At 63.0% G+C, this 22,207-nt stretch carries 26 protein-coding genes; 14 read left to right on the plus strand and 12 right to left on the minus strand.

Going from position 1 to position 22,207, the window contains the following annotated elements; translation table 11 throughout:
* Positions 1-27 precede the first annotated feature (27 nt).
* The 8 genes from ACSVHC_RS05085 (at position 28) to ACSVHC_RS05120 (ending at position 7,063) form a co-directional block, all read left to right on the plus strand.
* The gene (locus tag ACSVHC_RS05085) at positions 28-1,296 is read left to right on the plus strand and encodes a glycosyltransferase family 4 protein (protein WP_437772810.1); all 1,269 of its coding nucleotides are present in this window, start codon (positions 28-30) and stop codon (positions 1,294-1,296) included.
* Positions 1,293-2,732, plus strand: coding sequence for a UDP-glucose dehydrogenase family protein (locus tag ACSVHC_RS05090; protein ID WP_437772809.1), 1,440 nt, complete (start codon positions 1,293-1,295; stop codon positions 2,730-2,732). The genes ACSVHC_RS05085 and ACSVHC_RS05090 overlap by 4 nt, the downstream gene beginning before the upstream one ends.
* 303 nt (positions 2,733-3,035) lie before the next feature.
* Positions 3,036-3,302, plus strand: coding sequence for an uberolysin/carnocyclin family circular bacteriocin (locus ACSVHC_RS05095; protein ID WP_345449998.1), 267 nt, complete (start codon positions 3,036-3,038; stop codon positions 3,300-3,302).
* Between the two features lie 73 nt (positions 3,303-3,375).
* Positions 3,376-3,867: a stage II sporulation protein M gene (locus tag ACSVHC_RS05100; RefSeq protein WP_439180629.1), complete on the plus strand. Its 492-nt coding sequence runs from the start codon at positions 3,376-3,378 to the stop codon at positions 3,865-3,867.
* Positions 3,868-3,877: 10 nt separating this feature from the next.
* Positions 3,878-4,486 (plus strand): hypothetical protein, encoded by a 609-nt coding sequence (locus tag ACSVHC_RS05105; protein WP_439180630.1) that lies wholly within the window; start codon positions 3,878-3,880, stop codon positions 4,484-4,486.
* 36 nt (positions 4,487-4,522) lie between these two features.
* A complete protein-coding gene (locus tag ACSVHC_RS05110; protein WP_437772806.1) occupies positions 4,523-4,930 on the plus strand; it encodes a hypothetical protein in 408 nt (135 codons plus the stop codon).
* Positions 4,931-5,207: 277 nt separating this feature from the next.
* Positions 5,208-6,467: a hypothetical protein gene (locus tag ACSVHC_RS05115; RefSeq protein ID WP_439180631.1), complete on the plus strand. Its 1,260-nt coding sequence runs from the start codon at positions 5,208-5,210 to the stop codon at positions 6,465-6,467.
* A complete protein-coding gene (locus tag ACSVHC_RS05120) occupies positions 6,419-7,063 on the plus strand; it encodes an ABC transporter ATP-binding protein (RefSeq protein WP_437772804.1) in 645 nt (214 codons plus the stop codon). Before ACSVHC_RS05115 ends, ACSVHC_RS05120 begins: the two co-directional genes overlap by 49 nt.
* Positions 7,064-7,083: 20 nt before the next feature.
* On the opposite strand, the gene ACSVHC_RS05125 is transcribed toward ACSVHC_RS05120, so the two are convergent.
* Positions 7,084-9,441, minus strand: a complete 2,358-nt coding sequence (locus ACSVHC_RS05125) for a helix-turn-helix transcriptional regulator (protein WP_439180632.1) — start codon at positions 9,439-9,441, stop codon at positions 7,084-7,086.
* A 1,180-nt stretch (positions 9,442-10,621) separates the two neighbouring features.
* On the opposite strand from ACSVHC_RS05125, the gene ACSVHC_RS05130 reads away from it, so the two are divergent.
* Positions 10,622-10,963 carry an excalibur calcium-binding domain-containing protein gene (locus tag ACSVHC_RS05130; protein ID WP_437772802.1) on the plus strand — a complete coding sequence of 114 codons (342 nt, stop codon included), beginning with the start codon at positions 10,622-10,624 and terminating at the stop codon, positions 10,961-10,963.
* 267 nt (positions 10,964-11,230) lie between these two features.
* On the opposite strand, the gene cspE is transcribed toward ACSVHC_RS05130, so the two are convergent.
* Entirely contained in the window at positions 11,231-11,434 is a 204-nt protein-coding gene (gene cspE / locus ACSVHC_RS05135) for a transcription antiterminator/RNA stability regulator CspE (RefSeq protein ID WP_028266315.1), read from the minus strand.
* A 248-nt stretch (positions 11,435-11,682) separates the two neighbouring features.
* Here cspE and ACSVHC_RS05140 point away from each other — a divergent pair, with 248 nt between their 5' ends.
* Positions 11,683-11,919 carry a PIN domain-containing protein gene (locus ACSVHC_RS05140; protein ID WP_437772801.1) on the plus strand — a complete coding sequence of 79 codons (237 nt, stop codon included), beginning with the start codon at positions 11,683-11,685 and terminating at the stop codon, positions 11,917-11,919.
* A 9-nt stretch (positions 11,920-11,928) separates the two neighbouring features.
* Positions 11,929-12,693, plus strand: coding sequence for an alpha/beta fold hydrolase (locus tag ACSVHC_RS05145; protein ID WP_437772800.1), 765 nt, complete (start codon positions 11,929-11,931; stop codon positions 12,691-12,693).
* Between the two features lie 15 nt (positions 12,694-12,708).
* On the opposite strand, the gene ACSVHC_RS05150 is transcribed toward ACSVHC_RS05145, so the two are convergent.
* Positions 12,709-13,320 carry a glyoxalase gene (locus ACSVHC_RS05150; protein WP_437772799.1) on the minus strand — a complete coding sequence of 204 codons (612 nt, stop codon included), beginning with the start codon at positions 13,318-13,320 and terminating at the stop codon, positions 12,709-12,711.
* Positions 13,321-13,472: 152 nt separating this feature from the next.
* Entirely contained in the window at positions 13,473-13,922 is a 450-nt protein-coding gene (locus ACSVHC_RS05155; protein WP_437772798.1) for a MarR family winged helix-turn-helix transcriptional regulator, read from the minus strand.
* Positions 13,923-13,976: 54 nt separating this feature from the next.
* Here ACSVHC_RS05155 and ACSVHC_RS05160 point away from each other — a divergent pair, with 54 nt between their 5' ends.
* Positions 13,977-14,345, plus strand: a complete 369-nt coding sequence (locus ACSVHC_RS05160; protein WP_437772797.1) for a VOC family protein — start codon at positions 13,977-13,979, stop codon at positions 14,343-14,345.
* Positions 14,346-14,357: 12 nt separating this feature from the next.
* Here ACSVHC_RS05160 and ACSVHC_RS05165 read toward each other — a convergent pair whose 3' ends face one another.
* The 7 genes from ACSVHC_RS05165 to ACSVHC_RS05195 form a co-directional block, all read right to left on the minus strand.
* Positions 14,358-15,608: an RNA polymerase sigma factor gene (locus ACSVHC_RS05165; protein ID WP_437772796.1), complete on the minus strand. Its 1,251-nt coding sequence runs from the start codon at positions 15,606-15,608 to the stop codon at positions 14,358-14,360.
* Positions 15,608-15,943: a YciI family protein gene (locus ACSVHC_RS05170; RefSeq protein ID WP_437772795.1), complete on the minus strand. Its 336-nt coding sequence runs from the start codon at positions 15,941-15,943 to the stop codon at positions 15,608-15,610. The genes ACSVHC_RS05165 and ACSVHC_RS05170 overlap by 1 nt, the downstream gene beginning before the upstream one ends.
* A gap of 87 nt (positions 15,944-16,030) precedes the next feature.
* Positions 16,031-16,327: an SgcJ/EcaC family oxidoreductase gene (locus tag ACSVHC_RS05175; RefSeq protein WP_439180633.1), complete on the minus strand. Its 297-nt coding sequence runs from the start codon at positions 16,325-16,327 to the stop codon at positions 16,031-16,033.
* A complete protein-coding gene (locus ACSVHC_RS05180) occupies positions 16,320-17,642 on the minus strand; it encodes an ISL3 family transposase (RefSeq protein ID WP_439180634.1) in 1,323 nt (440 codons plus the stop codon). Before ACSVHC_RS05180 ends, ACSVHC_RS05175 begins: the two co-directional genes overlap by 8 nt.
* Positions 17,643-17,676: 34 nt before the next feature.
* The gene (locus ACSVHC_RS05185) at positions 17,677-17,937 is read right to left on the minus strand and encodes a hypothetical protein (RefSeq protein ID WP_439180635.1); all 261 of its coding nucleotides are present in this window, start codon (positions 17,935-17,937) and stop codon (positions 17,677-17,679) included.
* 96 nt (positions 17,938-18,033) lie between these two features.
* The gene (locus ACSVHC_RS05190) at positions 18,034-18,393 is read right to left on the minus strand and encodes a VOC family protein (protein WP_437772793.1); all 360 of its coding nucleotides are present in this window, start codon (positions 18,391-18,393) and stop codon (positions 18,034-18,036) included.
* Between the two features lie 64 nt (positions 18,394-18,457).
* On the minus strand, positions 18,458-19,081 hold the full coding sequence (locus ACSVHC_RS05195) for an SDR family NAD(P)-dependent oxidoreductase (RefSeq protein WP_437772792.1): 624 nt from the start codon (positions 19,079-19,081) through the stop codon (positions 18,458-18,460).
* 126 nt (positions 19,082-19,207) lie between these two features.
* Here ACSVHC_RS05195 and ACSVHC_RS05200 point away from each other — a divergent pair, with 126 nt between their 5' ends.
* Positions 19,208-20,506 carry a flavin-containing monooxygenase gene (locus ACSVHC_RS05200; RefSeq protein WP_437772791.1) on the plus strand — a complete coding sequence of 433 codons (1,299 nt, stop codon included), beginning with the start codon at positions 19,208-19,210 and terminating at the stop codon, positions 20,504-20,506.
* 343 nt (positions 20,507-20,849) lie between these two features.
* Positions 20,850-21,401 (plus strand): hypothetical protein, encoded by a 552-nt coding sequence (locus ACSVHC_RS05205; protein WP_439180636.1) that lies wholly within the window; start codon positions 20,850-20,852, stop codon positions 21,399-21,401.
* Positions 21,402-21,445: 44 nt separating this feature from the next.
* On the opposite strand, the gene ACSVHC_RS05210 is transcribed toward ACSVHC_RS05205, so the two are convergent.
* Positions 21,446-21,874 (minus strand): hypothetical protein, encoded by a 429-nt coding sequence (locus ACSVHC_RS05210; protein WP_437772789.1) that lies wholly within the window; start codon positions 21,872-21,874, stop codon positions 21,446-21,448.
* Positions 21,875-22,207 lie beyond the last annotated feature (333 nt).

Raw genomic sequence — 22,207 nt, forward strand, 5'->3', positions numbered from 1 at the left:
GCCAACCGCCGCGCACACCGTGGAGGGGTGAGGATCGCTATCGTTGCCGAATCATTCCTGCCGCTCATGAACGGAGTCACGCACTCCATCCTGCGGGTGCTGGAGCATCTGCAAGAGCGAGGCGACGAAGTGATGGTGATTGCGCCATCGACGTCGGACACTGCTGTCTCGGACGTCGTGAACGGCGCTTTTGTCCATCGCCTCCCCTCCGTGCCCTTGGCCGGATACACAAATGTGCGGGTGGCGTTGGGCGGTGTGAGCCGGGTCAAGAGAATCCTTGCCGACTACGCACCGGACGTCGTCCACCTCGCATCCCCTTTCGTCCTAGGATGGCGGGCTGTGCAGGCTGCGCACCAGCTCGGCATCCCCACGGTTGCCATCTATCAAACCGAGGTCCCCAGCTACGCCGCCCGGTATGGCCTCCCCATGCTGGAGAACTGGGCATGGAACCGGGTGGACAACATCCACCTTCGTGCAGACCGGACACTGGTCCCGTCCACGTTCGCGCTCAACCAGTTGCGCGGCCGCGGGATCCTCAGGGTGGGCACGTGGCGGCGCGGTGTGGATACCGCGCGGTTCTCTCCCACCAAGCGCTCGACGGCGTGGCGCGCCTCGGTGGCGCCCCACGGCGAGCGCATCATCGGCTACGTCGGCCGTCTCGCGATCGAGAAACAGGTGGAGGACCTTGCCGTGTTGGCGGATCTGCCTGGAACCAGGCTTGTCATTGTGGGCGACGGCCCGCAACGCGCTGCCCTCGAAGCAGCACTCCCGAACGCCTTCTTCACCGGCTTCCTGGGCGGCGACGAATTGGCTCAAGTTGTGGCCGGCTTTGATCTCTTCGTCCATCCCGGCGAGTTCGAAACGTTTTGCCAGACCATCCAGGAAGCCATGGCGTCCGGCGTTCCCGTCGTGGCCACCGGCCGGGGCGGTCCGCTCGATCTCGTGGAGAACTCGCGCACCGGCTGGCTTTACGAGCCGGGAGACCTCGCGCAGCTGCGGGCCTACGTACAGGACCTGGTGGGCGACGATGCCAAACGCCGCGCGTTCGGACTGGCAGCGCTCGCGTCGGTCCAAGGACGGACCTGGCCGGTGCTGAGCGCCCAGCTCGTCGAGCATTACGAGGCAGTGATCTCCGGTGAAGCGCTTGTGGAGCCGGCCACTGCTCCCAGCCACCCGGTTCAGGCAGCCGAGTTTCACGCGTCCGAACTTCAGGCGTCCGAAGTTCAGGCGGCCGCAATCCAGGCGGCAAAGCCTGCCCCCATTTCCGTGACTTCCAGCAAAGGACTCCCAGCATGAAAATCTCCGTTGTAGGCTGCGGCTATCTTGGCGCAGTGCACGCCGCAACGCTCGCGTCGATGGGCCACACCGTGGTGGGCATCGACGTCGACGCCCAGAAGGTGGCCCACCTGAACAAGGGCTTCGCGCCCTTTCACGAACCCGGCCTTGATGAACTTCTCCGGGACGGCTTCGCAACCAAGCGGCTCAGGTTCTCCACCGATTTCGCCGATGCCGCCGATGCCCAGACGCACTTCCTTTGCGTGGGCACCCCGCAGTCCAAGACCTCGGATACCGCGGACCTCTCCTACGTGATCGCAGCCACGAAGAGCCTCCTCCCGCACCTGGCGAGGGGCGCCGCCGTCGTCGGCAAGTCCACCGTTCCTGTGGGAACAGTGGACATGCTCCGCGGCATCCTTGCCCGCAGGCCCGATGTCATGCTCGGCTGGAACCCCGAATTCCTGCGCCAAGGCACGGCAGTGAAGGACTCCCTGGTACCGGATCGTTTGGTGTACGGTGTTCCGGGCGGCAAGGACTCCGCCGCCGGCGCCCCGGTCACGGCTGCGCTCGACGCCGTCTACGAACCGCTGATTTCCGCCGGGATCCCGCGGCTGGTCTGCAACTTCGCAACGGCCGAGCTCATCAAGTCCGCCTCCAACGCGTACCTCGCGACGAAGCTGAGCTTCATCAACGCGATAGCCGAACTTTGCGACGCCTCGGGGGCCGACGTCACCGAGCTCAGTGAGGCGATGGGCCTGGATCCGCGCATCGGCAACCGGTACCTCCACGCCGGCCTGGGTTTCGGCGGCGGCTGCTTGCCGAAGGACATCCGCTCGTTCCGCGCGCAGGCACAAGCGCTGTCCGTGCCTTCCCTCGATGAGTGGATGGGTGTGGTCGATTCCATCAACCTCGGCCAGCGCGCCCGGGCCGTGGACGTCGCCCGTGACATGTGCAAGGGCTTCCTGTCCGGCCGCACCGTGACCGTGCTGGGCGCTGCCTTCAAGCCGGACACCGACGACATCCGGGACTCCCCCTCCCTTGACGTCGCACTCCAGCTGGCCGCGGCGGGCGCCCACGTTACGGTGACCGATCCCAAAGCCATCAACAATGCGTGGATGCGCTACCCCCAGCTCCGCTTCGAAGCGTCCACCACGCGCGCGCTCGAAGGCGCTGAGTTGGTGCTGCTGCTCACCGAATGGGACGAATACCGCGCCCTCTCACCCGCCGCCATCGGCTCGCTCGTACGACGCCGGATGGTGCTGGACGCGCGGAACGTCCTGGACGCTGCGGCATGGCGGGCGCAGGGCTGGACAGTTCGCGGGCTCGGAACCGGCTCCCGCGCTGAGCTGTCGGAGCCGATTGCCGACGTCAAGCCTCCTGTCGTTCCTGTCGAACCGCTCAACACACGGCCGTTCATTGTCGGTTCTCCGGCCAAGGCACCGTCGACGCGACGGTAGCTTTGCCGCGGCCATGATCAAGGCCGCAAGCCGCTCCTGACCGTTCGAAGGGCCGCTAGCGGCTCTCAGTGTTTTGCCCTGTGAACACGTAGACGGGCCCGCACGCACACGGAGATCCGGCTTGTTCACACTGAGAAACGGCCTTTGGCACACGGATTTTTCCGTTTTTTACACGTAGACGCCAATTTCACCGAGAGAATCTGAATCGTGGATGGCCTTCCTTTGAGGAGGACCACCACGTTTCAAGGCCAGCAATACCGTTGGCCGTTCTACTCGAGAAATGGGGTTGTAGTGGAATCAACAATGACGAAAAGGACCGGCCTTCAGGCTGCGGCCGCGGCTGCGCTGGCTGTGGTCGGCATCTTCGGCGCGAGCTTGGCCGTTTCATGGATCGCGGGGTCCCTCGGCATCTCTGCCGCGGCGGCGTCCCAGATCATGAACGCCATCGAGGTCGGAGGCTGGGCTCTCGTTGTCATCGGCACAATATTCGGGGCAGGAATCACTGGTGCCTTGATCGCAACGGCTCGAGGAATCCTCTTCCGCATCGGCCGAGCGCAAGCAGTCGCGTAAATCGATGCTTGCTAAGACAGCACACGTGCTTGGGGGCATCCCTGGATGGTTGCTCCCAAGCACGGGTCTGGCCATGGCAGCCATAGCCGTCTTCGGTTATTCGGCCGTGGACCTGTCCTGGATCCGGGACGCGAGGGACATGGGTGGGAGTCCCCTCTACAGCAAAGACTTCCTCCAGATCCTTGCGCGGAACCTCGGCGCGGCCTTGGTGCTCTATTCGGGGGTGGTGACCCTCGGGCTGACCACGCTCCTCGGAGCCGGCATCTTGGCACTTTATGTCGGGGCGACGGTATCGCTCGGGGTGCACTCGGTCGGCGGTGCCGGCCTGGTTGCCGACGTGATTTGGTATGTCCCTTTCGAGTTCTTCGGCCTCGTGCTGGCGGCGACCGCCGGATTCCAGCCCGCCGCTGGCCTGGCTCGCAGGCTGCTGACGAAGAACGAGCCCGCAACCCTGAGGTCGTTCATCGACGATATGGCCCGTTCCCTCGGCACCTTGCTCATTGCCATTGCCCTGATATTCCTCGGTGCTGCCATCGAGGCCATCGTGATTCAGCTAAGGACCTGAGGAGGAATTCATGACCAGCACGGAAGACGGCCGGGAGTCCGAAACCGTCATTAGCGTCGCTAAGGTCGGAAAGTTGCGGCCCGAGCCAACGGGAGGCAGGGAATGGGTCTCGACATCCCGCGGTCTGTGGATCGCGGGCTACATCCTGCTGATGGCTTTGGTGGCTCTGCGGCTTCCGCTGACCAGGAAGTACCTCAACGCGAACGTTCCGGCGGACGTGCGCGCGGAAATCGGGGACGGTCGACTGCTGAGCCTCTCCATGACGGTGGGCACCGTTTTGTTCTTCCTTGTCTACGCCGTCATCATCGCTTTGTACTTCTCCCTCGCCACGTTCCTGGACAAAAGAGTGATCCCGGGAAAATCGGTCATCGCGGGCCGCTTCAAAATCGGGTCCTTCTTTGTGATCGCCATTCTCGCCACGATCCCCGTGAACCTCTTCAGCGTGGTCTTCGGCGTCATCCAACCGCGGGACGTCCCGGGATATTGGGCATATTTTCCCTCGATGGCCGTACTTGTCCTGGCGATCTTCTACCGGCATTGGCGCGAGTTTTCCACAGGCAGGAAGATCTTCGTTGCGCTTTCGGCCATTTGTCTGTCAACAATAGCCGCCATCGGCTGACCTTCCTCAACCACCACCCAGGGGCAGAAATTCTCAATGACTACTCAGCTCTACAGCCTTCTTCTACGAATCGTGGGCCTCATGGTCGCTGCATTCTCCTGCATTTCCCTCGGCCTGATTTGGGCTTCTCCTGCCCCGGAAGGCCTCAAGAACATAGATCCCCTCGCCGTGAAGAACACGACCATCACCGTACTTCTCGTCCTCGGCGTGGCGTCACCCCTGATTGCGGCCTTCAGCCCGGCCGGGAAATGGCTACCGCTCAAGGCGGCCGTTTTCGCCGTCGCCGGTTTTGCGCACGCGGCGGCCCTCAGCCCGGTGATAGTTGTCCCATTCCAGGGAACGACGTCGGCCGTCGCCGCCGTCTGTGCGCTCGGACTCGCCGTCCTCACCATTGTGGCCTTCATGGACTCAGTCCAGAAGAAGAGTCCGCGGAGCAAGTTCTAGGCGCTGATGGCGACCAAAGTCTCTCCCGCCGACGTCCAAGGCCAGGTTTCGAACGCCAGGATCCCTTCGGCGTCCGTCCGGCGGTCCGATTACCGAATCCTGCGGGACTTCCGGGCGTTCGAAATTGTCAATGCGATGCGTTTGCCTCTCACGCTGGATGGTTTCAGGGCCCTCGTGATCTTCGGATCGATAGCCGTGGTCCTGCTCGGAACAATGGTGTTCGCATCCACAATGTTCTGTTCTCCGCGATGGCCCGCTCCGCCACGACACGGCCGCTGTGCTCAATTGGGGATTCCTAGCGGTCCTCTACTGCGCCGTCGCCACGGTGCTCACCGAGGTAGTTTCAAGCCGACGGCTGGCAGTCTCCGGCACTCCGCACCTGGAGCTATTCCGGGCGATGGAACTTCCCCTGCAGCAGGTTGTGGTGAGATACGGCCTGGTCCCGGCGCTCCGCCGCACAGGCATCCTTTGGTATTCGGCTGCGGTATTCCTCCTGGTCTTCTTCGAGGAATCGTCGAGCTACCTCGACGTCGTGGCCGCTTCGGTCTCCGTCATGGTCTTCGCCTCCTGTGCGTGCGTCTACTGTGTTCTCCATTTCGCCTCAACACCTGCGCGACGGATAGGGATCCATTGGCGGTATTGCCTCTTGGCTCTCATCCTCGGGTTGTTGCTCGGAGTTGCCACTGGCTTTCTCCTGCCTCACCTCTCCCGGATTGACGAACTCGCCGAGGACCCGTCGCGCTTCCTTCCAGCGTTGTATGTGCTCGCGGCGGCCGCGTCGGGGATATTGGTCCTCCTCAGCGTCCGCGCTTGGCGCCGCCTCAGCTACCGCAGGATTTCCCTCGGCACGGAACGGGGCGGCAGCCAGCGAGCGGTGACAAACTTCGGGCTATTCGTTCTCACTGATCTGTTGAGCAGCAAACAGGGCTCGGTGATCGCCACCATCGTCCTCGCCTGGATCGCCGTCGTCGGCACCCTCCTGGGAGCGAGGGGCATTCTCCCCCTGCCGTCTGCTCTCGGCTCCGGGGAGCTGCACAAATCCTTGGTTGGCATTGCCGTGCTCTTGAGCTTGGGCGTCACGGAACCGATGCTCTATCGGATCGGGCCCACTGCGAAGCTGTACCACTACCGCTTTGCGTGGGAGAACGGCTTCTCCGCCGCCGCGATCGTTGTCCGGCTCGTAGGGATTTACGTTATGGCGGGGGCGGCCGTCGGTGGATTTGCTTTCCTAGGGGCGCTTCTCGCCCTGGACCTTCCGGCTCCTGGCGCTGTCCTCGCGGGCTTGATCGTCGCAGCGTCCGGGGTCGTCGCGGAATCACTCTCCCGTCCGCCGACCACCACTGACGGCACCAAATCCAACGATGTGATGGATGGACTCTTCACACTCCTCCTGATTTCTCCTTGCTCGCTCATCCTTGTTGTCAGCCCTGAGTTCAGCACCGTGCTGTTGTTGGGCTATTCCATCCTCTTGATCCTGGGAGCCACCGTATGCCTGCACCAACGTCTTTTGAGGCTTCAATCGAAATTGATTCTGTAACCGCCGGCTACCGGCAAGGCTCACCCGTCCTGGACGGACTCAGTCTCAGTCTGAACGAGCCGGGGCTCTACCGGGTGGCCGGCAGCAATGGCAGCGGGAAATCGACTCTTCTGGAGCTCATCAGCGGATTCCTCCAACCTTGGGCCGGAAGCGTTCGTCTTTGCGGGATCGACGCCGGCTCTCCCGACGCGCGCCACGTGCGGAGCGTCTGCCGTACGACGCCGGCGCTCTACCCCTCCATGACGGTTCACGATCATCTGGCTCTTGCGGCACGTAGCCGTCAGGTCGGCCCGGAAACCGGGCTCACCCGGCTGGCCAAGTATGGACTGGAAGACTGGGTGGAGCAACCCGTTTCCATGCTGTCGACGGGCAATATCCGGAAGCTCTGGCTGCTCATGTGCACTGTCGCCGATACCCCTGTGGTCGCCATCGATGAGCCTTTCAACGGTATGGACGTTCGAGGCATCGACGCCCTGATCGACGAGCTCGGCGAGTGGGCACAGCACAAGGTAGTCGTCCTCATCTCCCACACAGTTCCGGATCAGCTAACCGTTAGGCATTCCTTCGTCTTCAAGCAGGAAGGAGGAACGTTGTAGACCGAAGCCCATTTGCCGGCTCACTCGGAGGGCCGCTTCTCGCGGAACGGAGCAGAATCCCGGACAAGGTCAAAGAGGGCCGTGCGGGACGGGCTTCCTGTCTTGCGCAGCGCGTTGGAGATGTGGCTTTCCACGGTCCTGATACTGATTCCCAGGTGCTCGGCGATCTCGGGGTTGGAGCGATGTCCGGCCAGGGCTGCTATCTCGATTTCACGGACAGTCAGGGGCGAATAGCTTCCGGAACTAAACGCGACGGGCTCATCCGGGGACGGAAATCGTGTCGCGAACATGGAGTACGCCCGGTCCATCGCGGCCGCACCGATGGTGTTGTCCACGAACGCATACCGCTTGAAAGCACCGCGGAGCAGCATCCGTACCTGGTAGAAATCGGCGTCGGGCTCGTAATGCTCGAGCAGCACGCCCAGCATTTGGTAGTCGTCCTCCACCACCGCACCGGCAATTGCCAAAAGCTGATCATGGGAAGTGGACGGGGCATACTCTTTCAAGGTCTGCCGAAGGAGTTCGAGAACTTTGCGGCCGGGGAGAAGGCACGTGAAGAACAGCGCGGAATAGATCGCCTCGAGCACATAGCCGCGTTCGAGCTGCCGTTGAATGAGTTTCGCGGCTTTCCCGTCGAAGACAGCGGGGATGAGCGGCCGCGCGGCGACGAGCTCGTAGACTCCTCTCGCGGTTCCGGGAAGCGGGCCGATGTCTTCAGCTTCGCGTCGCGCCTGGGTGGCAAGGGTCGCCGCAGGCAAGATCGCGGACGTCGCGGTCCTTAGCCCGGCGAGCCTGAGCATGGCGTCGTGGAGGGAAGCCACCAGGAAGCCTGGCCGCCCCATGGCAAAGACACTGCCCATGAGGTACTCGGCGTCGTCGAAATAGCCGCGGTAGATAAGGGCCTGGGCAGCCACATAGGTGTTGGAAACCATCCCGAATTGGTCCAGCTTGCGGCGGGCCTCTGTGCGCTGGTCAAGCGCAAAGACAATCGACTCCTCGGCCCGCCCCGAGGTGAACAAAGCCATTCCGCGGATGAACGGCTCGATTCCCGGAATCCCCTTTAGCCCGCCTGAAGTGTCGATGGCTTTGAGCGCGGCGGAAGGGTTGAATCGGTAGAGTTCCAAGATGCCTCGGATGCTGGATATGACGCCGCTTTCAGGGTGGCGATCGTGGAGCCGCGCGAAGAGTTCGTCGAGGTTCTCCGGCATTCGATCGTAGGACGCCACGAGGAATAGCTCCGCCGCTTCGGCCTCCGCGGACCATTTGGGACGTTCCTCCCCGAAGCTCCTGAGGGCGCCGGCTGCAGAATCCAGTCCTTTGCCTTTATGGATCGCCCAAAGCGCTTTGGTAAATGCCAGGAACAGGAGATCGCACGATTCTCCTTCCGAGGTCAAGGTCTGGGAAAGGACACGCTCAATCCTCGATGCGTCAATAGGCGAGCCCCAGTAGACCTTCAGAAGGGCCACAGCATTCGATACCGACCTGTCGGCATTCCACAGCTCGTAGCGCTGGCGCTCCAGGACGGAAACTTGCTCATGAAAATGGCGGGCGGCGGCTGCGTCTGAGCTCCGTTCAAGGCGCAGCGCGGCCAGGACCCTCATCAGCGAATCAGCCGAGTTGACGTCAACGTGCGATTCCTGGGGCAAACCGCTGAGGGCTCGGGTGATTCGGCTCTTCAAGACCCGCCTGCTGGTGAGGACCCTTTGACCGCGGAAGTAGTCGGCCAAAACTGGTGGCGTGATCGAAGCGCACACCGTGTTGTGGAGATCTTCCAAGACGGAAATGAGGCCGCGCTGTTCGAGCCTGTCGAGAACGTCGGAATGGACTACCTGCTGCAGTACATCGAGGGGCGTTGTCCCAGCGATGGCCATCGCCTGAAGGCCCGTGAGTTCGTCGGGTTCAAGCCCTTCGAGGAGGGATTCCACCGTGCCATGGAGGTGCTCGTTCCACAGGGTCTCGCCCGTCATATGCCATTGCCCCTGGCGGAGGACAATCAAGCCACTGAGGGAAGCCGTTTCCGCGATGCGAACCACAAGCCGGGGGTTCCCTGCCGATTTCGTGAGGATCCGGGCAGTGGTGTCGGCGTCCGCAGGAGATCCCAGAATGTCGGTGAGGAGCTCGTTCACCTGCTCGTATCGAAGCGGATTCAGGTGAACCCTGGCTTCCGGGCCGGGGCTCAGCACCGCAGGCTGTGCCACCGGGGAGATCGAAGACTCGCTCATGGTGACGATCATGGGCCGTTTTGTCCGACGCCGGACGGCGTCCAGAACCGCTACAGTCTCCGTGTCGACGAACTCGAGGTCATCGACTACAAGGACACGCTCACCTGGCCTCGAGAGTCGGCTTGCCAGGGTGTCGGCAACACCGAGAACTCCCAATTGGCCAATTCGAATATCCAGGCTCAGGCTATGTATTCCACCAAAAGGTATTCCGCGATGTGAGCGGAGTCCCGAAATGGAGTAAACCGTTGCTCCGGTATTTTCCAGATCGGCGATAGCTTTTTGCGCGACACTCGTTCGGCCACTGCCCGGCGCTCCGACAATTCGAACCATCATTCCGCGAGCAACGTAGTCCAGCGTTCGCCGAACTTCTTGATCGAACACTCGCGATCCAACTTTCTCTGATGCGCTAATCCAGCACTCTCCGGCCCTAGGTGGTGCGAGGTCCAGACGATTCAACTGTTTCCTGCCCAAAGCCGGGCGTTGGCAGGGGGACTCCCAAGCACTCCCACGGAACCCCCGGGGGCACTGACGAACCTCGTTCCAAGGGAAACCGTAAAGTCCGAAACCGCCGTCTAAGTGTGGTTTTGGCGAAACTCAGTGTGCGCCGGGAGGCGTCTACGTGTGCCGACGTGGGGTTTTGTTCCGCATCTCCGTGTGAGCCAATGAAAACTCAGTGTTCCCCCGGCGTCCAAGGAGGTGACGTTTGGCAGTGGATTCTCCATGGCTCTCCTGGTGGTGGTCTGTTGCTTTTGACGCTACGGGGGTTTCGTGGCCGCCTCTAGACCGAACCTCGCGCATGTGGATATTTATTCGAGTCTTCTTTTTCCGGATCGAATATAATCTCTAATTTCGACTCTGCGCCGCACTCTTGAGAGCCCCGTCAAGAGGCCATCCCATCTATGTGGACAACTTCTTCTTTTCTCGCATTTCAGATGCTAGGATCTGCTGACATTCGCGTCGAAAACTGAATCATTGGGGGCAATAAATGAATACTCGCGCGCCAAAAAACAACGGGGAAATAAAGCACGCGTCGCACGACTTTTTGAAATCTCGCAAGGCCGGCTTCAAGGTCTTTGCCCTCGTCACCTCAAAAGCCGCAGCGCTCTCCCTTGCCGCGTGCGGCGGAGCTGGCTCAACAATTTCGCAGGCTGCCGCCACCCAATCGGCCTCGGCTTCGGCGACTCCCACCCCAACACCAACGCCGACGCCGACCGCGCCAAAATCAGTGTCCTGCGTGACGGAGAACGCAACAGAGAGCTATCCACCGAAGGTGTACATCTGCACAAAATCCGAGGCCGGCGCTTTAGTTTGGATGGAAAGCTCAGAGTCCAAGCGAGTGACGGATGCACGTGCGGCAGCAACCGCAGCGGCAGCGAAGGCGGCGGCAGACAAGGCTGCATCTGACAAAGCGGCTGCCGATGCCGCAGCAACCCAGGTAGCGGCAGCTCAGGCTGCGGCCCAGGCAAAGGCTGACGCCGATGCTGCTGCAGTGAAGGCACAACAAGACCAAGCCCAGGCGAGGCAGGCACAGCCGGTCGCGCCGCCCGTGGCGCCGTCGTCCGTTTACTACGCGAACTGTACGGCCGCCCGGGCCGCCGGCGCCGCACCGATCTATCGGGGGCAGCCAGGCTACCGGCCCGCACTGGACAGGGATGGCGACGGCATAGCCTGCGAATAAGGGTTAACCAGGACGATCCAGGGACACTGTCGGATTCTGCTGGATCACTCTCCTCGCCGAAATTGCCGGTCCCGTGATTCCGCGGGACCGGCAATTGTCCATTCGAGTGATTGAGCAGAATCCCGCATCCGGGCGAAGACGATCCACCGATGGACATGACGCGCCCGGGATTTACACACGTTTTGTCCTATAACCCCCTATAACCCGAAATGAGCACAAAAAAGCAGGGCCGGTCATTGACCGGCCCTGCTTTTTGAAATCCGAAGCTTAGAGAGCCTGGATGTTTACTGCCTGGGGACCCTTGGGGCCCTGCTCGACATCGAAGGAAACCTTCTGGTTCTCTTCGAGGGAGCGGTAGCCGCCCGAGTTAATTGCAGAGTAGTGAGCGAAAACGTCCTGGCTGCCATCTTCCGGGGAGATGAAGCCGAAGCCCTTTTCGGAGTTGAACCACTTGACGATACCTGTAGCCATTTTTTCAGTTTCCTTACTGAAGGTGGAGGTTGTCCCGACTGTCGGGCCTCCGGTGTGGGGTGTTCTCCACCGTTACTTCAGAAGGTCGCGGTTGATGAACCGCGGGAACTGCCTGAACTACCAAATGCCAAACACAACAACAGCTACAAGCATACAGGGCTTTGGGCGGATGGCCACTATTTGTCAAAAACCTTCATCTGCCGCGCGCCGCCAAGGGCCTCTCCTGCGCTCCGCGCCAGTAGCTCGCCATGCCAGAATCATGGGTGGACATAGCCCGTTCCGATCTGATGTACGCCGCCGCGTTCCCCGGCCGGCCGAGGAGCGCGGATGCGATCCATCTGGCAACCGCGATCAGGCTCCAAACTGGTCTGCCGGTGGCCTACGACGGCGAGCTTCTCGCCGCTGCCGTTGACGCCGGCGTCACAGTCCTCGGCCCCCGGAAAATAGTCCCCTCTCCCCCTCCCTTGGAGCCCCAAGCGGCGTAGAGTTCCGCCATGGAGCCGATTCGGGTCGTTCTTCTTCCTGGGAGCGTTCTTCCCGCCGAACCCGCCTATGGGGCGCTGATCGAAGCGCTGGGTCCCGACGTCGATACCGTCGCGAAGGACCTGGAACTTTACGACGGCGACGAGCCGCCACCGGGCTGGAACCTGGACACCGAAGTCGACGGTGTCCTCCGCGAGGCCGACGCCCGCGGCTGGGAGAAGTTCCATCTGCTTGGCTACTCGGGCGGCGGGGCAGCGTGCTTAGCGTTCACGGCCAAGCATCCACAGCGGCTGCTCAGTCTCACACTCCTGGAGCCCGCGTGGGCGGGAAGTTGGGGCTGGAGTCCGGCGCACGCCCGGCTCTGGATGGAATATGAAACGCTGGAAACGCTCCCGCCCGATCAGTTCATGGCGGCGTTCATGAGGCTGGGAGTGAAGCCCGACGTCGTCCTTCCGCCACCGCCCGAGGGCGGACCGCCGCCGTGGATGGCCAAGCGGCCGGCGGGGATCAGGGCGTTTCTGCGGGACTTCAAGATTTACGATCTGGATAGGGCGCGGCTCGCTGCGTTCGATCGTCCGGTGTTCTTCGTCCTCGGCGGCCTGAGCAACCCCGACGATTATGGCGAGATTGCCGAGCGACTGTCCACAGTATTCCCAAACTTCCGCCTCGAAGTGTTCCCGGATCGCCACCACTTCGATCCCCCGCACCGGATCGAACCCGACCGGCTTGGCGCGTTACTGCGGGAGCATTGGGAACGTGCGGATCGGGTCGTTTGAGACCCGGCGCCCGCCTCACGCTGAGGCTGGCTCCCACGCGAACCCGTCGGGGTCGGTGAACGGGCCGGCGTCGCTGCTGATCGCGAGCCGGTGCGATCCGGTACCGTCGGGAGAGACGCCGGCGTCTTTGGCGAGGGCGCGGCGCGCGTAGAGACCCAGCTGGACGGGACTCGACGGCATGGCGAACTCGACGTACTTTCCGAAGCTCTTCCCAACGGCGAGGCCCCGCTCGCCGTAGAACCGCTTGCTCGCCGAAACGTCCGCGACCGCCACCAGGAGCACGATCTTGTCGACCTCCCGCGTGGCGGGACCGCTGTCCTTCTTGGCCGACGTGGCGACCTTCCAGATTGCGCCATCCGGAGCCTGCACGACGCCGCCGAAGCCCCACAAAGACTTCGCCACCGGCTTGAGCGTCGTGGCCCCGGCTTCCACCGCGGAGTCGATGAGGCTGCTGACGGTAGACGGCTGCGAAACGACGAGCGACAGCGTGAATCCGCGGAAGCCGTCAGTAGGAGCATCCGAGGCCCGCACACGCACACGCGAGCCCAATCCGAAGGCGGCGTCGTAGAAAGCGGCGGCGGCCGCGGGGTCAGGAACTTCGAGGGTGACTGATTCGATGGCGGTCATGACAGGTCCTTAGGTGGGTGGGTTGCTTCGTGATTTCGACTTTATGCCGAGGCCCCACTGACCGCTTCTCCAATCCTGACCGATGTATTCCGCACCTGGGTGCCGAGCTTTATCGGTCACCTGTTCACTTCCAAGTTGCGACGTCTTTTCTATTAGCTGGCCGGTTGCAGGGAAGCGACGCACGTCCTCAACATGTCTCGAAGCTGTTTCTGTTCGTCCTCAGTGAGGCCAGAGCGCATGGTGTCTTCCACAGCCTTGACTGCAGCACTGGCGGCTTCGAGCTGCTGGCGGCCATGCGCCGTCAGTACAGTCGGCAGTATTCGGCCGACCGAAGCCTCGGTCGCGCGAGAAACGAGACCCTCACGCTCTAGCGCCTGTAATAGAACGTTCATCGACTGTCGAGATACAAACGCGCCTCTCGCGAGCTCGGAGTTGGACAGCCCCGGCCGCTGCGCAAGGAGCTCAAGGCATGCGTAATGGGTGATGTTCATGCCCAGCGGCCGCAACACACCCTCCATTGCCGCGCGAAGCGCACTGGCCGCCTCCTTAAGGAGATATCCGAGCGATGTATCGAGGCTGACTCCGGTAACGTCTTGACTCATGTCAATATTCTGACATAACCTTAGTGTCAACTAACTGACACTAAGGAGCTCCTCATGCCGGTCACCGGACCCGACTTCATTTCAATCCAGGTGCGCGACCTCGAAGCGTCTGCCGCTTTCTATCAGCAGCACCTCGGGCTGACCCGTTCCCCAGCGGGGCCGCCGCACGCGGTGGTATTTGACACCAAACCGGTCGCGTTCGCCGTCCGGGACCTTGCGCCGGGCGTCAGCCTTGCCTCCACGCCACAGCCCGGCCTCGGCATCGGATTGTGGTTGCACGCCACGGACACGCAAACGATCCATGACAAATTAGCGGCCGTCGGTACCGAAATCGTGGTCGAACCCTTCGACGGCCCATTTGGGCGCACCTTTACCTTCGCCGACCCCGACGGATACCAAATTACCCTCCACGACCGTGGCTGACCCGCGCTGGATTCATTCCATGAGTTCACTTAGCCGGGACTGGAGGTAGCTTCGTTCGGTGTCGTTCTCGGTGAGGATTAACGCCTCTTCAAAGGCAACCCGGGCCTCGTCGAAACGGCCCAGCCGGGTCAGGAAGTCGGCGCGTGCAGCGGCAAGATACGGGTATCGAGCGAGTCGCGGTTCGGCTCCGAGCGCATCCAACTCGGCCAGACCTTCCGCGTGGCCGACCGCGAAGCCGAGGGCGATGGCCCGATTAAGTTTGACGACCGGAGAGGACCACGTCTCCGTGAGCAGGTCGTAGAGACCCAGGATCTCCTGCCAGTCAGTGTCGGACCACGACTTGCTCTCGTCATGGACGGCCGCGATCGCCGCCATGAGGGCGAAACGGCTCGGTGGCCGGAGATTCAAGGCCTCGCGCAGGAGCGCTACCCCTTCATCAATGGCCGATCGGTCCCATTTTGATCGGTCCTGGTTCTCCATCAGCACGAGTTCACGGTGCTCATCAAGCCGGGCGCCCTTGCGGGCGTCGGTCAGTAGCACGAGGGCGAGCAGCCCGGCGACATTGCGGTCGCCGGGCAGCAGGACGCGCAGCATTCTCGCCAGCTCATGGCCTCGTTCGGCGAGATCTCTGCGCATCAGGTTCGCTCCTGATGGGGCGGTGTGCCCGGTCGTGTACACCAGGTAGACAACGGACAGCACGCCGTCGACACGCTCGCGCAGCTCGGACGCCGCTGGCACGCGGTACGGGATGTGCGCGGCCCCGATCTTCTTTTTCGCCCGAGTAATCCGCGCGGCCATCGTCGACTCCGGGAGCAGAAACGCCCGCGCGACGTCGGCCGTGGACAGCCCGCACAAAAGGCGTAGCGTCAAGGCTACCTGAGCGTCAGGCGCGAGGGCGGGGTGGCAGCACGTGAATATCAATCGCAGCCGGTCATCGGTGATGTCTTCCGTCTCACGGCCCGGGTCGTCGAGCAACTGCACCTCCGGGTCGTGAAGTTTGGGGAGCGCCCGCTGTGCCGTCGCGGCCCGTCGGTGCATGTCCATCGCTCTTCGCCGCGCAGTCACGGTGAGCCACGCTCCGGGGTTCTCCGGGATGCCACGCGTATCCCACGTCGACAATGCGCTGGCGTACGCATCTTGTACGGCTTCTTCCGCTGTGTCGATATCACCGGCAATACGCATGGTGGCCGCCAACACGAACGCCCACTCCCGACGGTGCGCCTCCGCGACCGCAGCAGCGACCTCTGAGCTGGCGGCCGGCATCAGCTTGCCACTCGAACGGGCCGAACCTCGACTCCGACCCCGGCGGGAACCTCCTTGGCGATCTCCAGCGCCTCATCGAGGTCGGCTGCCTCGATGAGGTAGTAGCCGCCAAGCGTCTCCTTCGACTCGGCGAAGGGACCGTCCGTCACCGAGAATCCACCGGACCCGTCGCGTCGTAAGGACGTGGCCGTCTCCGCCGGCTCAAGTGCGGCCCCGCCAAGCAGTGACCGCCCGCGGCGCTGCATAAACGCTTGGTAGTCGGCGCTGACCGTCTCGCCCGCGACGTCTTTCGTAGCCACCTCATCCTGGAAGATCAGGACCAAATACTTTGGCATTTCGCAGTCCCTTCGTCTGAACCCTGGTTTGATTTTTCGCTCCACCAACACCGAACACCTTGCGGGTTCGGCTCTTCGACACGATTTTCAGTGGGCCGGCGCATTGGCATACGAGGCGACGAGCCAGCGCCCATCCTCTCGAACCAATACCCACGTGGCAATGACTTCGCGGTCGACCGGGAGTTGGGCTTCTCCCGCCATGAGAATGCCGGCCCTGCTGACAACGATCGCTGTGTGGTCCCCGATAACGCGGATGCTCAGAGGTTCATCGACCGCCCGGGAACCCTTGAGCGGACCTTGGAAGCCAGCAGCCATGGAACTCCGGATTTCCCCCTTGTTGCGGTGATACGCCCGCGGCATAACCGGCTCTTCGCATTTAGGCATGGTTGGTTTGTTTGATCCGGTAGGGGCGGTGGCCTCCGGCGGCGAGTAGGCATCTGAGTCGGTAGTTGGTGAAGTTGCGGAAGCCGCGGGCGATTCTGCGGGTGGTTTCGATGACGCCGTTGATCGCTTCGGTGGGGCCGTTGGAGGCGCCGTGGGTGTCGAAGTAGGCCAGGATCGCCGTCTTCCATTGTTTGAGTGTCCGGCCCAGTCGTGAGACCTCGGGGATCGGGCAGGACGGGAACGAGGAGATCACCTCGTTGACGAGTTCCCTGCCCCGTTCGGGCCTGGCGTGGTAGATGTTCCGGAGCTTCTGGTAGCACTGCCAGGCCAGGGTGACTTCGTGGTGCGGGTCCCCGAGGGTGAGTTTCGCGTCGAGCCGGGCTGCCTGTTTGTCGGTGAGGTGTTCGGCCCCGATCTGCAGGGTCCGGCGGATCCCGTAGAGCGGGTCGCCCTTGCGGCCGCGGTGCCCGAGGGTTTCCTGCTGCACGCGGCGGCGGACCTCATCGACCATGGCCGATCCCAGTTTCACGACGTGGAACGCGTCCAGGACGGTGATGGCTTCGGGCAGTTCGTCGCGGATCGCGTTCGCGTAGCCGCGGAACGGATCCAGCGCGGCGGTCTTGATGCCGGCGGTGAATTCCTCGCCGCGGGCTTTGAGCCAGTCGGCGTAGGCCTTCCCGGACCGGCCCGGGACGAGGTCCAGCAACCTGGCGTGCACCACACCGTTCGCGTCGCGGGTGTGGTCCACGATTCCCGTGACCATCCCGGATCCGGGCGGGCCGGTATGGGACCAGACATGCTCATCGACTCCGAGCGCGTTCACCCCGGCCAGCCTGCCGGTCGCTGCGATCCGCCGGGCAGCCTCTGCCTTGATGGCGTCCCAGGCCGTGTGCCAGGAGACGCCGAGCTGGTGGGCCAGGGCGGAGACCGAGGTGTCGAAACGCTGCAGGCCGTCGGTCGCCCACGCAACGGCCCTGGCAGTGAGTTTTGCCCGGGGCCCGGCCAACTCATGCTCTTCGGTGAAGGTGGTTCTGGGGCAGTCGGGGTCCGGGCAGCGCCAGACACGTTTGGCCCACAGCAGCCGCACCGGCCGCCCGAAACACGGGGTGTCATGGAGCCGGACCTGCCGGCGGCCGTGCCCGACCGCGACGACACCGCAGTCCGGACAACCGCTAAGAGTTTCGGCTGTCTCTACGTGCAGAACCAGGCCGGTCCCGGCCGCCGTGACAGAGCAGACGTGGATACCGTCGACACCAAGAAGCGCGTCGGCCCGCTCGCACCAGCGACCGCCCGGGCAGGAAGTAGCATTGGGCATATCAGGGTCTCTTTTTTATTTGGAAGCTTGGTCGCTACCAATTCAAAGAGGCCCTGACCTCTCTCCTCCCGCACCACGCCGCAGCGGCATCAGGACACGCTCCTGCCCCCGGCGCCAGACGGCCCCAACCACGCTCATCTGCGAAGGGCCGCATAACCACCGTGGCGTCGTCCCGATACGATGCCATGAAAGCATCCGCATCATTGTCTGCCCATGCGGCGTAGATCTCGCCGAAAAGGCTCCGGATCTCGTCGGTCGCCTCGGACTGAGCGTCGGTGGGCTCGTTCTTTGACATTGGTCTGTTCCTTTCGTCGCTGTCAGTTACCCCTTCCTTTCGGGGCCCTTACTCATACGACGCGCGGCAGGAGCACAGATCGACAACTGTGACCAATCAGTCCAGGCAGAGGCACAAAGGATGACCGGCGGGGTCAAGGAACACCCGGAACGTCGTTCCCGGTTGGTTTTCGTGCTTGGTGGCGCCGAGCTCGAGCACAGCTGCCTCAGCGGTGTCGAGGTCATCGACCACGACGTCGAGGTGCATCTGCTGAGGGACGTCCTGGCCGGGCCATTGTGGCGCCCTGTAGGAGTCGACTTTCTGGAAGGCCAGCGAATCGCCGTACTCGGCTCGGACGGACCACCAGTCGTCGTCGTTCCGTTCGATTTTCCACTCAAGCAATGCGCTGTAGAACTCGGCCAGGGTCTTGGGGTCGGGACAGTCGAGCACTACAACGGGGAAGCGTGCGATAGCCATGGCCAACACTCTAGGACCGATTCCGGGGGATCGCATCAAGTTCGTGCGCCGGAATTAGCGGGAATTATCGGTACCGCGTGGCGAGCTCGGGGTTCTGCGCTCCGAAAGCGGCGAGGTCTGCTTGGAAGACGGCGTCGAGGAGCCCGGAGTTCTCCACGCCCGGGGCGCAGACAGTTTCGCCCAGTTCCAAGCCGCGCAAGCTGGCGGTGACGACGTCGCCGGCGCTCATCCGCGGCATCATGCTCAAGTCCATGCCCTGGCGTTCGTGGAACTCAGTTGCCACTACCCCCGGGCACACGACTTGCACCGTGATTCCGGTGCCCTCGAGTTCGGCGCTGAGGGTCTGGGACATCGCGACGAGATACGCCAGGCTCCCGCCGTAGACCACGCGACGGGGCATCTGGGAGTGCGGGGCGGGGCCGCCGAAGGCGATCATGCCCGCCACGTTGATGATGGTGCCCACGCCGCGTTCCTGCATGCCCGCGATTGCCGCACGGCTGAGCATGGTGGGGGCGAGGTCGGCGACGACGGTCCGGACCGCGGTTTTGGGGTGCGACGCGGCAAATTGTTCCAAGCGTTCTTGTCGTCGGCCCACGATCACCAGATCGTAACCGTCGTCGGCCAGGCGTTCGGCGAATGCCCAGCCGATACCGGAGCTGGCGCCAGTGATAAGTGCTAGCTTGCTCACTGATATTCCTCCCGTTGGCGGTCATAGCGACAGTTCCACGCAACCACGCGGCTGACAATGCTGTCCACCCTCCCGCACCCGAATCTCCGGGCGTAAAGTTCTGCCAAGGGACCGGGAGGACCGCTCATGGAGACTGACCAGCCCAGAGCCGTACAACAGGACACAACCACACAACAGAACCGCCCCCTCGAAATCGGCACGCTCGTCGTCGGTGGAGGCCAAGCGGGACTGGCCACGAGCTACTTCCTCAGCCGGGCCGGCGTCGAGCACTTGGTCCTTGAACGGCGGGCCGCGCTGGGTGGCGCGTGGCAGGATCGCTGGGATGCGTTCGTGCTGAACACGCCGAACTTCTCACTGGACCTGCCGGGCATGCCTTACGTGGGCCCGGGGCCGGAGGCATTCATGGCGCGTGACGACGCCGTGGACTATTTCCGCGACTACGCGAAGAAAATCGACGCCCCGGTCCGGACCGGCACGGACGTCACACGAATCACGACGTCGGATGGCGGCTTCAGCGTCGAAACGTCCGACGGCGGCTGGCTGGCACGCAATGTGGTGCTGGCGACCGGCGCATATCAAATACCTAAGATCCCAGCCCCTGCCGCAGGACTTCCCGCGAGCGTCCTCCAGCTCCACACGCACGACTATCGCAATCCGGAGCAGCTGCCCGACGGCGCCGTGCTGATTGTCGGGACCGGGCAGTCGGGCGGGCAGATCGCGGAAGACCTGCTCGCGGCCGGGCGTGAGGTGCATCTGGCGGTGTCGACGTGTCCGGAGGCGCCACGCCGGTATCGCGGGCACGACATCCTCTATTGGCTCCTGCAAGCCGGAATCCACGGGCCCGAGTACGGGGTCAACGCCCTGACGGTCGGGCAGCTGCCCTCCCCCGCCGCGCGGTTCGCCTGCAACCCCCTGCTCTCTGGCACCCACGGCGGCCACGACATCCATCTCCGCGAACTCGGCCGCCAGGGGGTCCGGCTGCACGGGCATCTGGAAGCAGCCGACGACGGCGAACTCACCTTCACGGACGATCTCCCCGAACGCCTCGCAACAGTCGAGGCCGGGTTCGGCCAGCGCATGGGACGGGCTCTCGACGCCTACATCGCCGCCGCGGGAATCGATGCTCCTGAACAGCAGAAGGCGCCGTCGGACGACTGGCTACCGGTTGCCTCACCGGCGCGGGTCAACCTGGCCGCCGAGAACATCACCTCGGTGCTCTGGGCCACCGGTTACAAGCTCGACCTCAGCTTCGTGGACATTCCTGTCCTGGACGCCTGGAGCTATCCACGTCACGTCCGCGGCGTCACCGAATGTCCGGGCCTTTATGTGGTCGGGTTGCCGTGGTTGACGGGCCACTACTCGTCGATCGTCGGCGGGGTGGGCGTGGATGCGGAGTACGTTGCGGGGTGCGTGGCGGGGCGGTGAGGAATGGTTGCAGTAATCCCCCCCGTCATCGTGCATTTCATCGTGCGGGTCTTGCGTACATAGCCGCGATCAGCAACTCCGCGGGCCGGCCCCGCGGGTTACCGCGGCACGGTGGTCGACCGGCTTACGGGCAAGGTGCGAGGGCTATTTGGACCGAACCGTCGCCAACAAGGGTTCGGTGTCATTGTTCCCTCGCCTGCACCCCGCGGTTCCCTCGTCGGCACTCCGCGCCGCGAAAAAGCCCGTGGCCTGGCGTGCCGGGGGCACCCAATGAAGGGAAGGCATCGGAGAATTGATCACGGCGTAGCGCTTGAACGAGCGTCCGGAATGGAAAGGATGACTGATGGATCCAACGGGTCAGAAACCAGGACTCCCACCGGGAGGCTGGTCTGCGGATCCCTACGGGTCCGGAACCTCCAAATGGGGAGACAGCGCCGGGCAAGCCGAAGGCGATACCGGGACCCAGAGTCCGCTGGCCGCACGGATCCCCGGACTACGGCTTCCCCGGCCTATGCTCGGAGCCCACGTGCCCGTGTACACCCCTTACATCTGGATGCTCCTTGCCGTGCCTGTCCTGGCTGCTCGCGGCGACGTCGTGCGCATGGTAGCGGCGATCCCCCACACCGGCTCGGTCACACCGGCCACTGTGGTTCTTTTCTCTGCCGTGATGTCCTTCGGTGCCACCGGTCTTCTGGGCTACCTGGACTGGCGGAGGCTGCGCGGCGTCGGGGTCGTACGGCCTTTCCATTGGATCTGGGCCTTCCTGCCGACGGTCTATGTCATCGGCCGGACAACCGTCATCAGGAAAGTCGCCCCGCGCAGGGGCCTGGCACCGGTATGGGTGCTCATCGCCTCATTCCTCCTGATCGCGTTGTACCTCAACCATGTCATCTAGACACGCTCGCCCACACCATCGCCCAACAAACCGCAGGCTAACGCTCAGCGGCGGGACGTTCGGCTCTTCTGTGCAGATTCTTCTGCCTCGGCTTTGGCGGACTGAACCATCTCGAGGAAATCCGCCCGCTGCAGGTAGTCCTCGCCTGGTCCGCGGATGACCCTGCCTAGGTAGGGGTCGCGTTGTTCCAGTTTCCTGTTCCCGTGTTGCAGTGTGGTGTAACCGGCTTCGCCCTCCCCCTCTGCTTTTATGGCTACATATGGGATTAGGATCCCGACTGAAAGAGCGCTCACGCCCATCGCAAGTACAAGGGTATTTGTGAACCACGACTGGGGCAGCACAGCCGAAACGCTCAGGAAGAGGATGATGGCGAGAAAGACCAAGGCCACCGTGGAACATCTGAAACGCATGCGCAGCAGCGCGAAGGCTGTGGGCCCAGCCAGTAGCCGACGATCAGGATCGCTGGTTACCAAGTCAACGCTCCATATCCACCATTGAGTAAGTCGGAGGGCAGAGTGCTCACGTCGGCCAGCTTCGTTCGCTTGAATAACCCATGCCCCAGTGAATCACGAGGTTTGTCGCGATTGCCTGAGGACCGTTCAGACGAAACGCCACACGGATAGCTCCGGACTCACACAATACGAGGCGGATACATCCCTGATCGGTCCGAATTCGGCGACCTGGTCAGCAGGCTCGTAGGTGGTCCTGGATCAGGCCGTCTCAGTGGTCCTCAATTGGGTTGACCTACTCAGGAAGCATGGGCAAGAGCCGGGAACACAAGCAGCAATCTTCGACGTGAGGTGCTG

It is taken from the genome of Arthrobacter sp. KNU-44, from assembly GCF_051843155.1.
GTDB lineage: Bacteria > Actinomycetota > Actinomycetes > Actinomycetales > Micrococcaceae > Arthrobacter.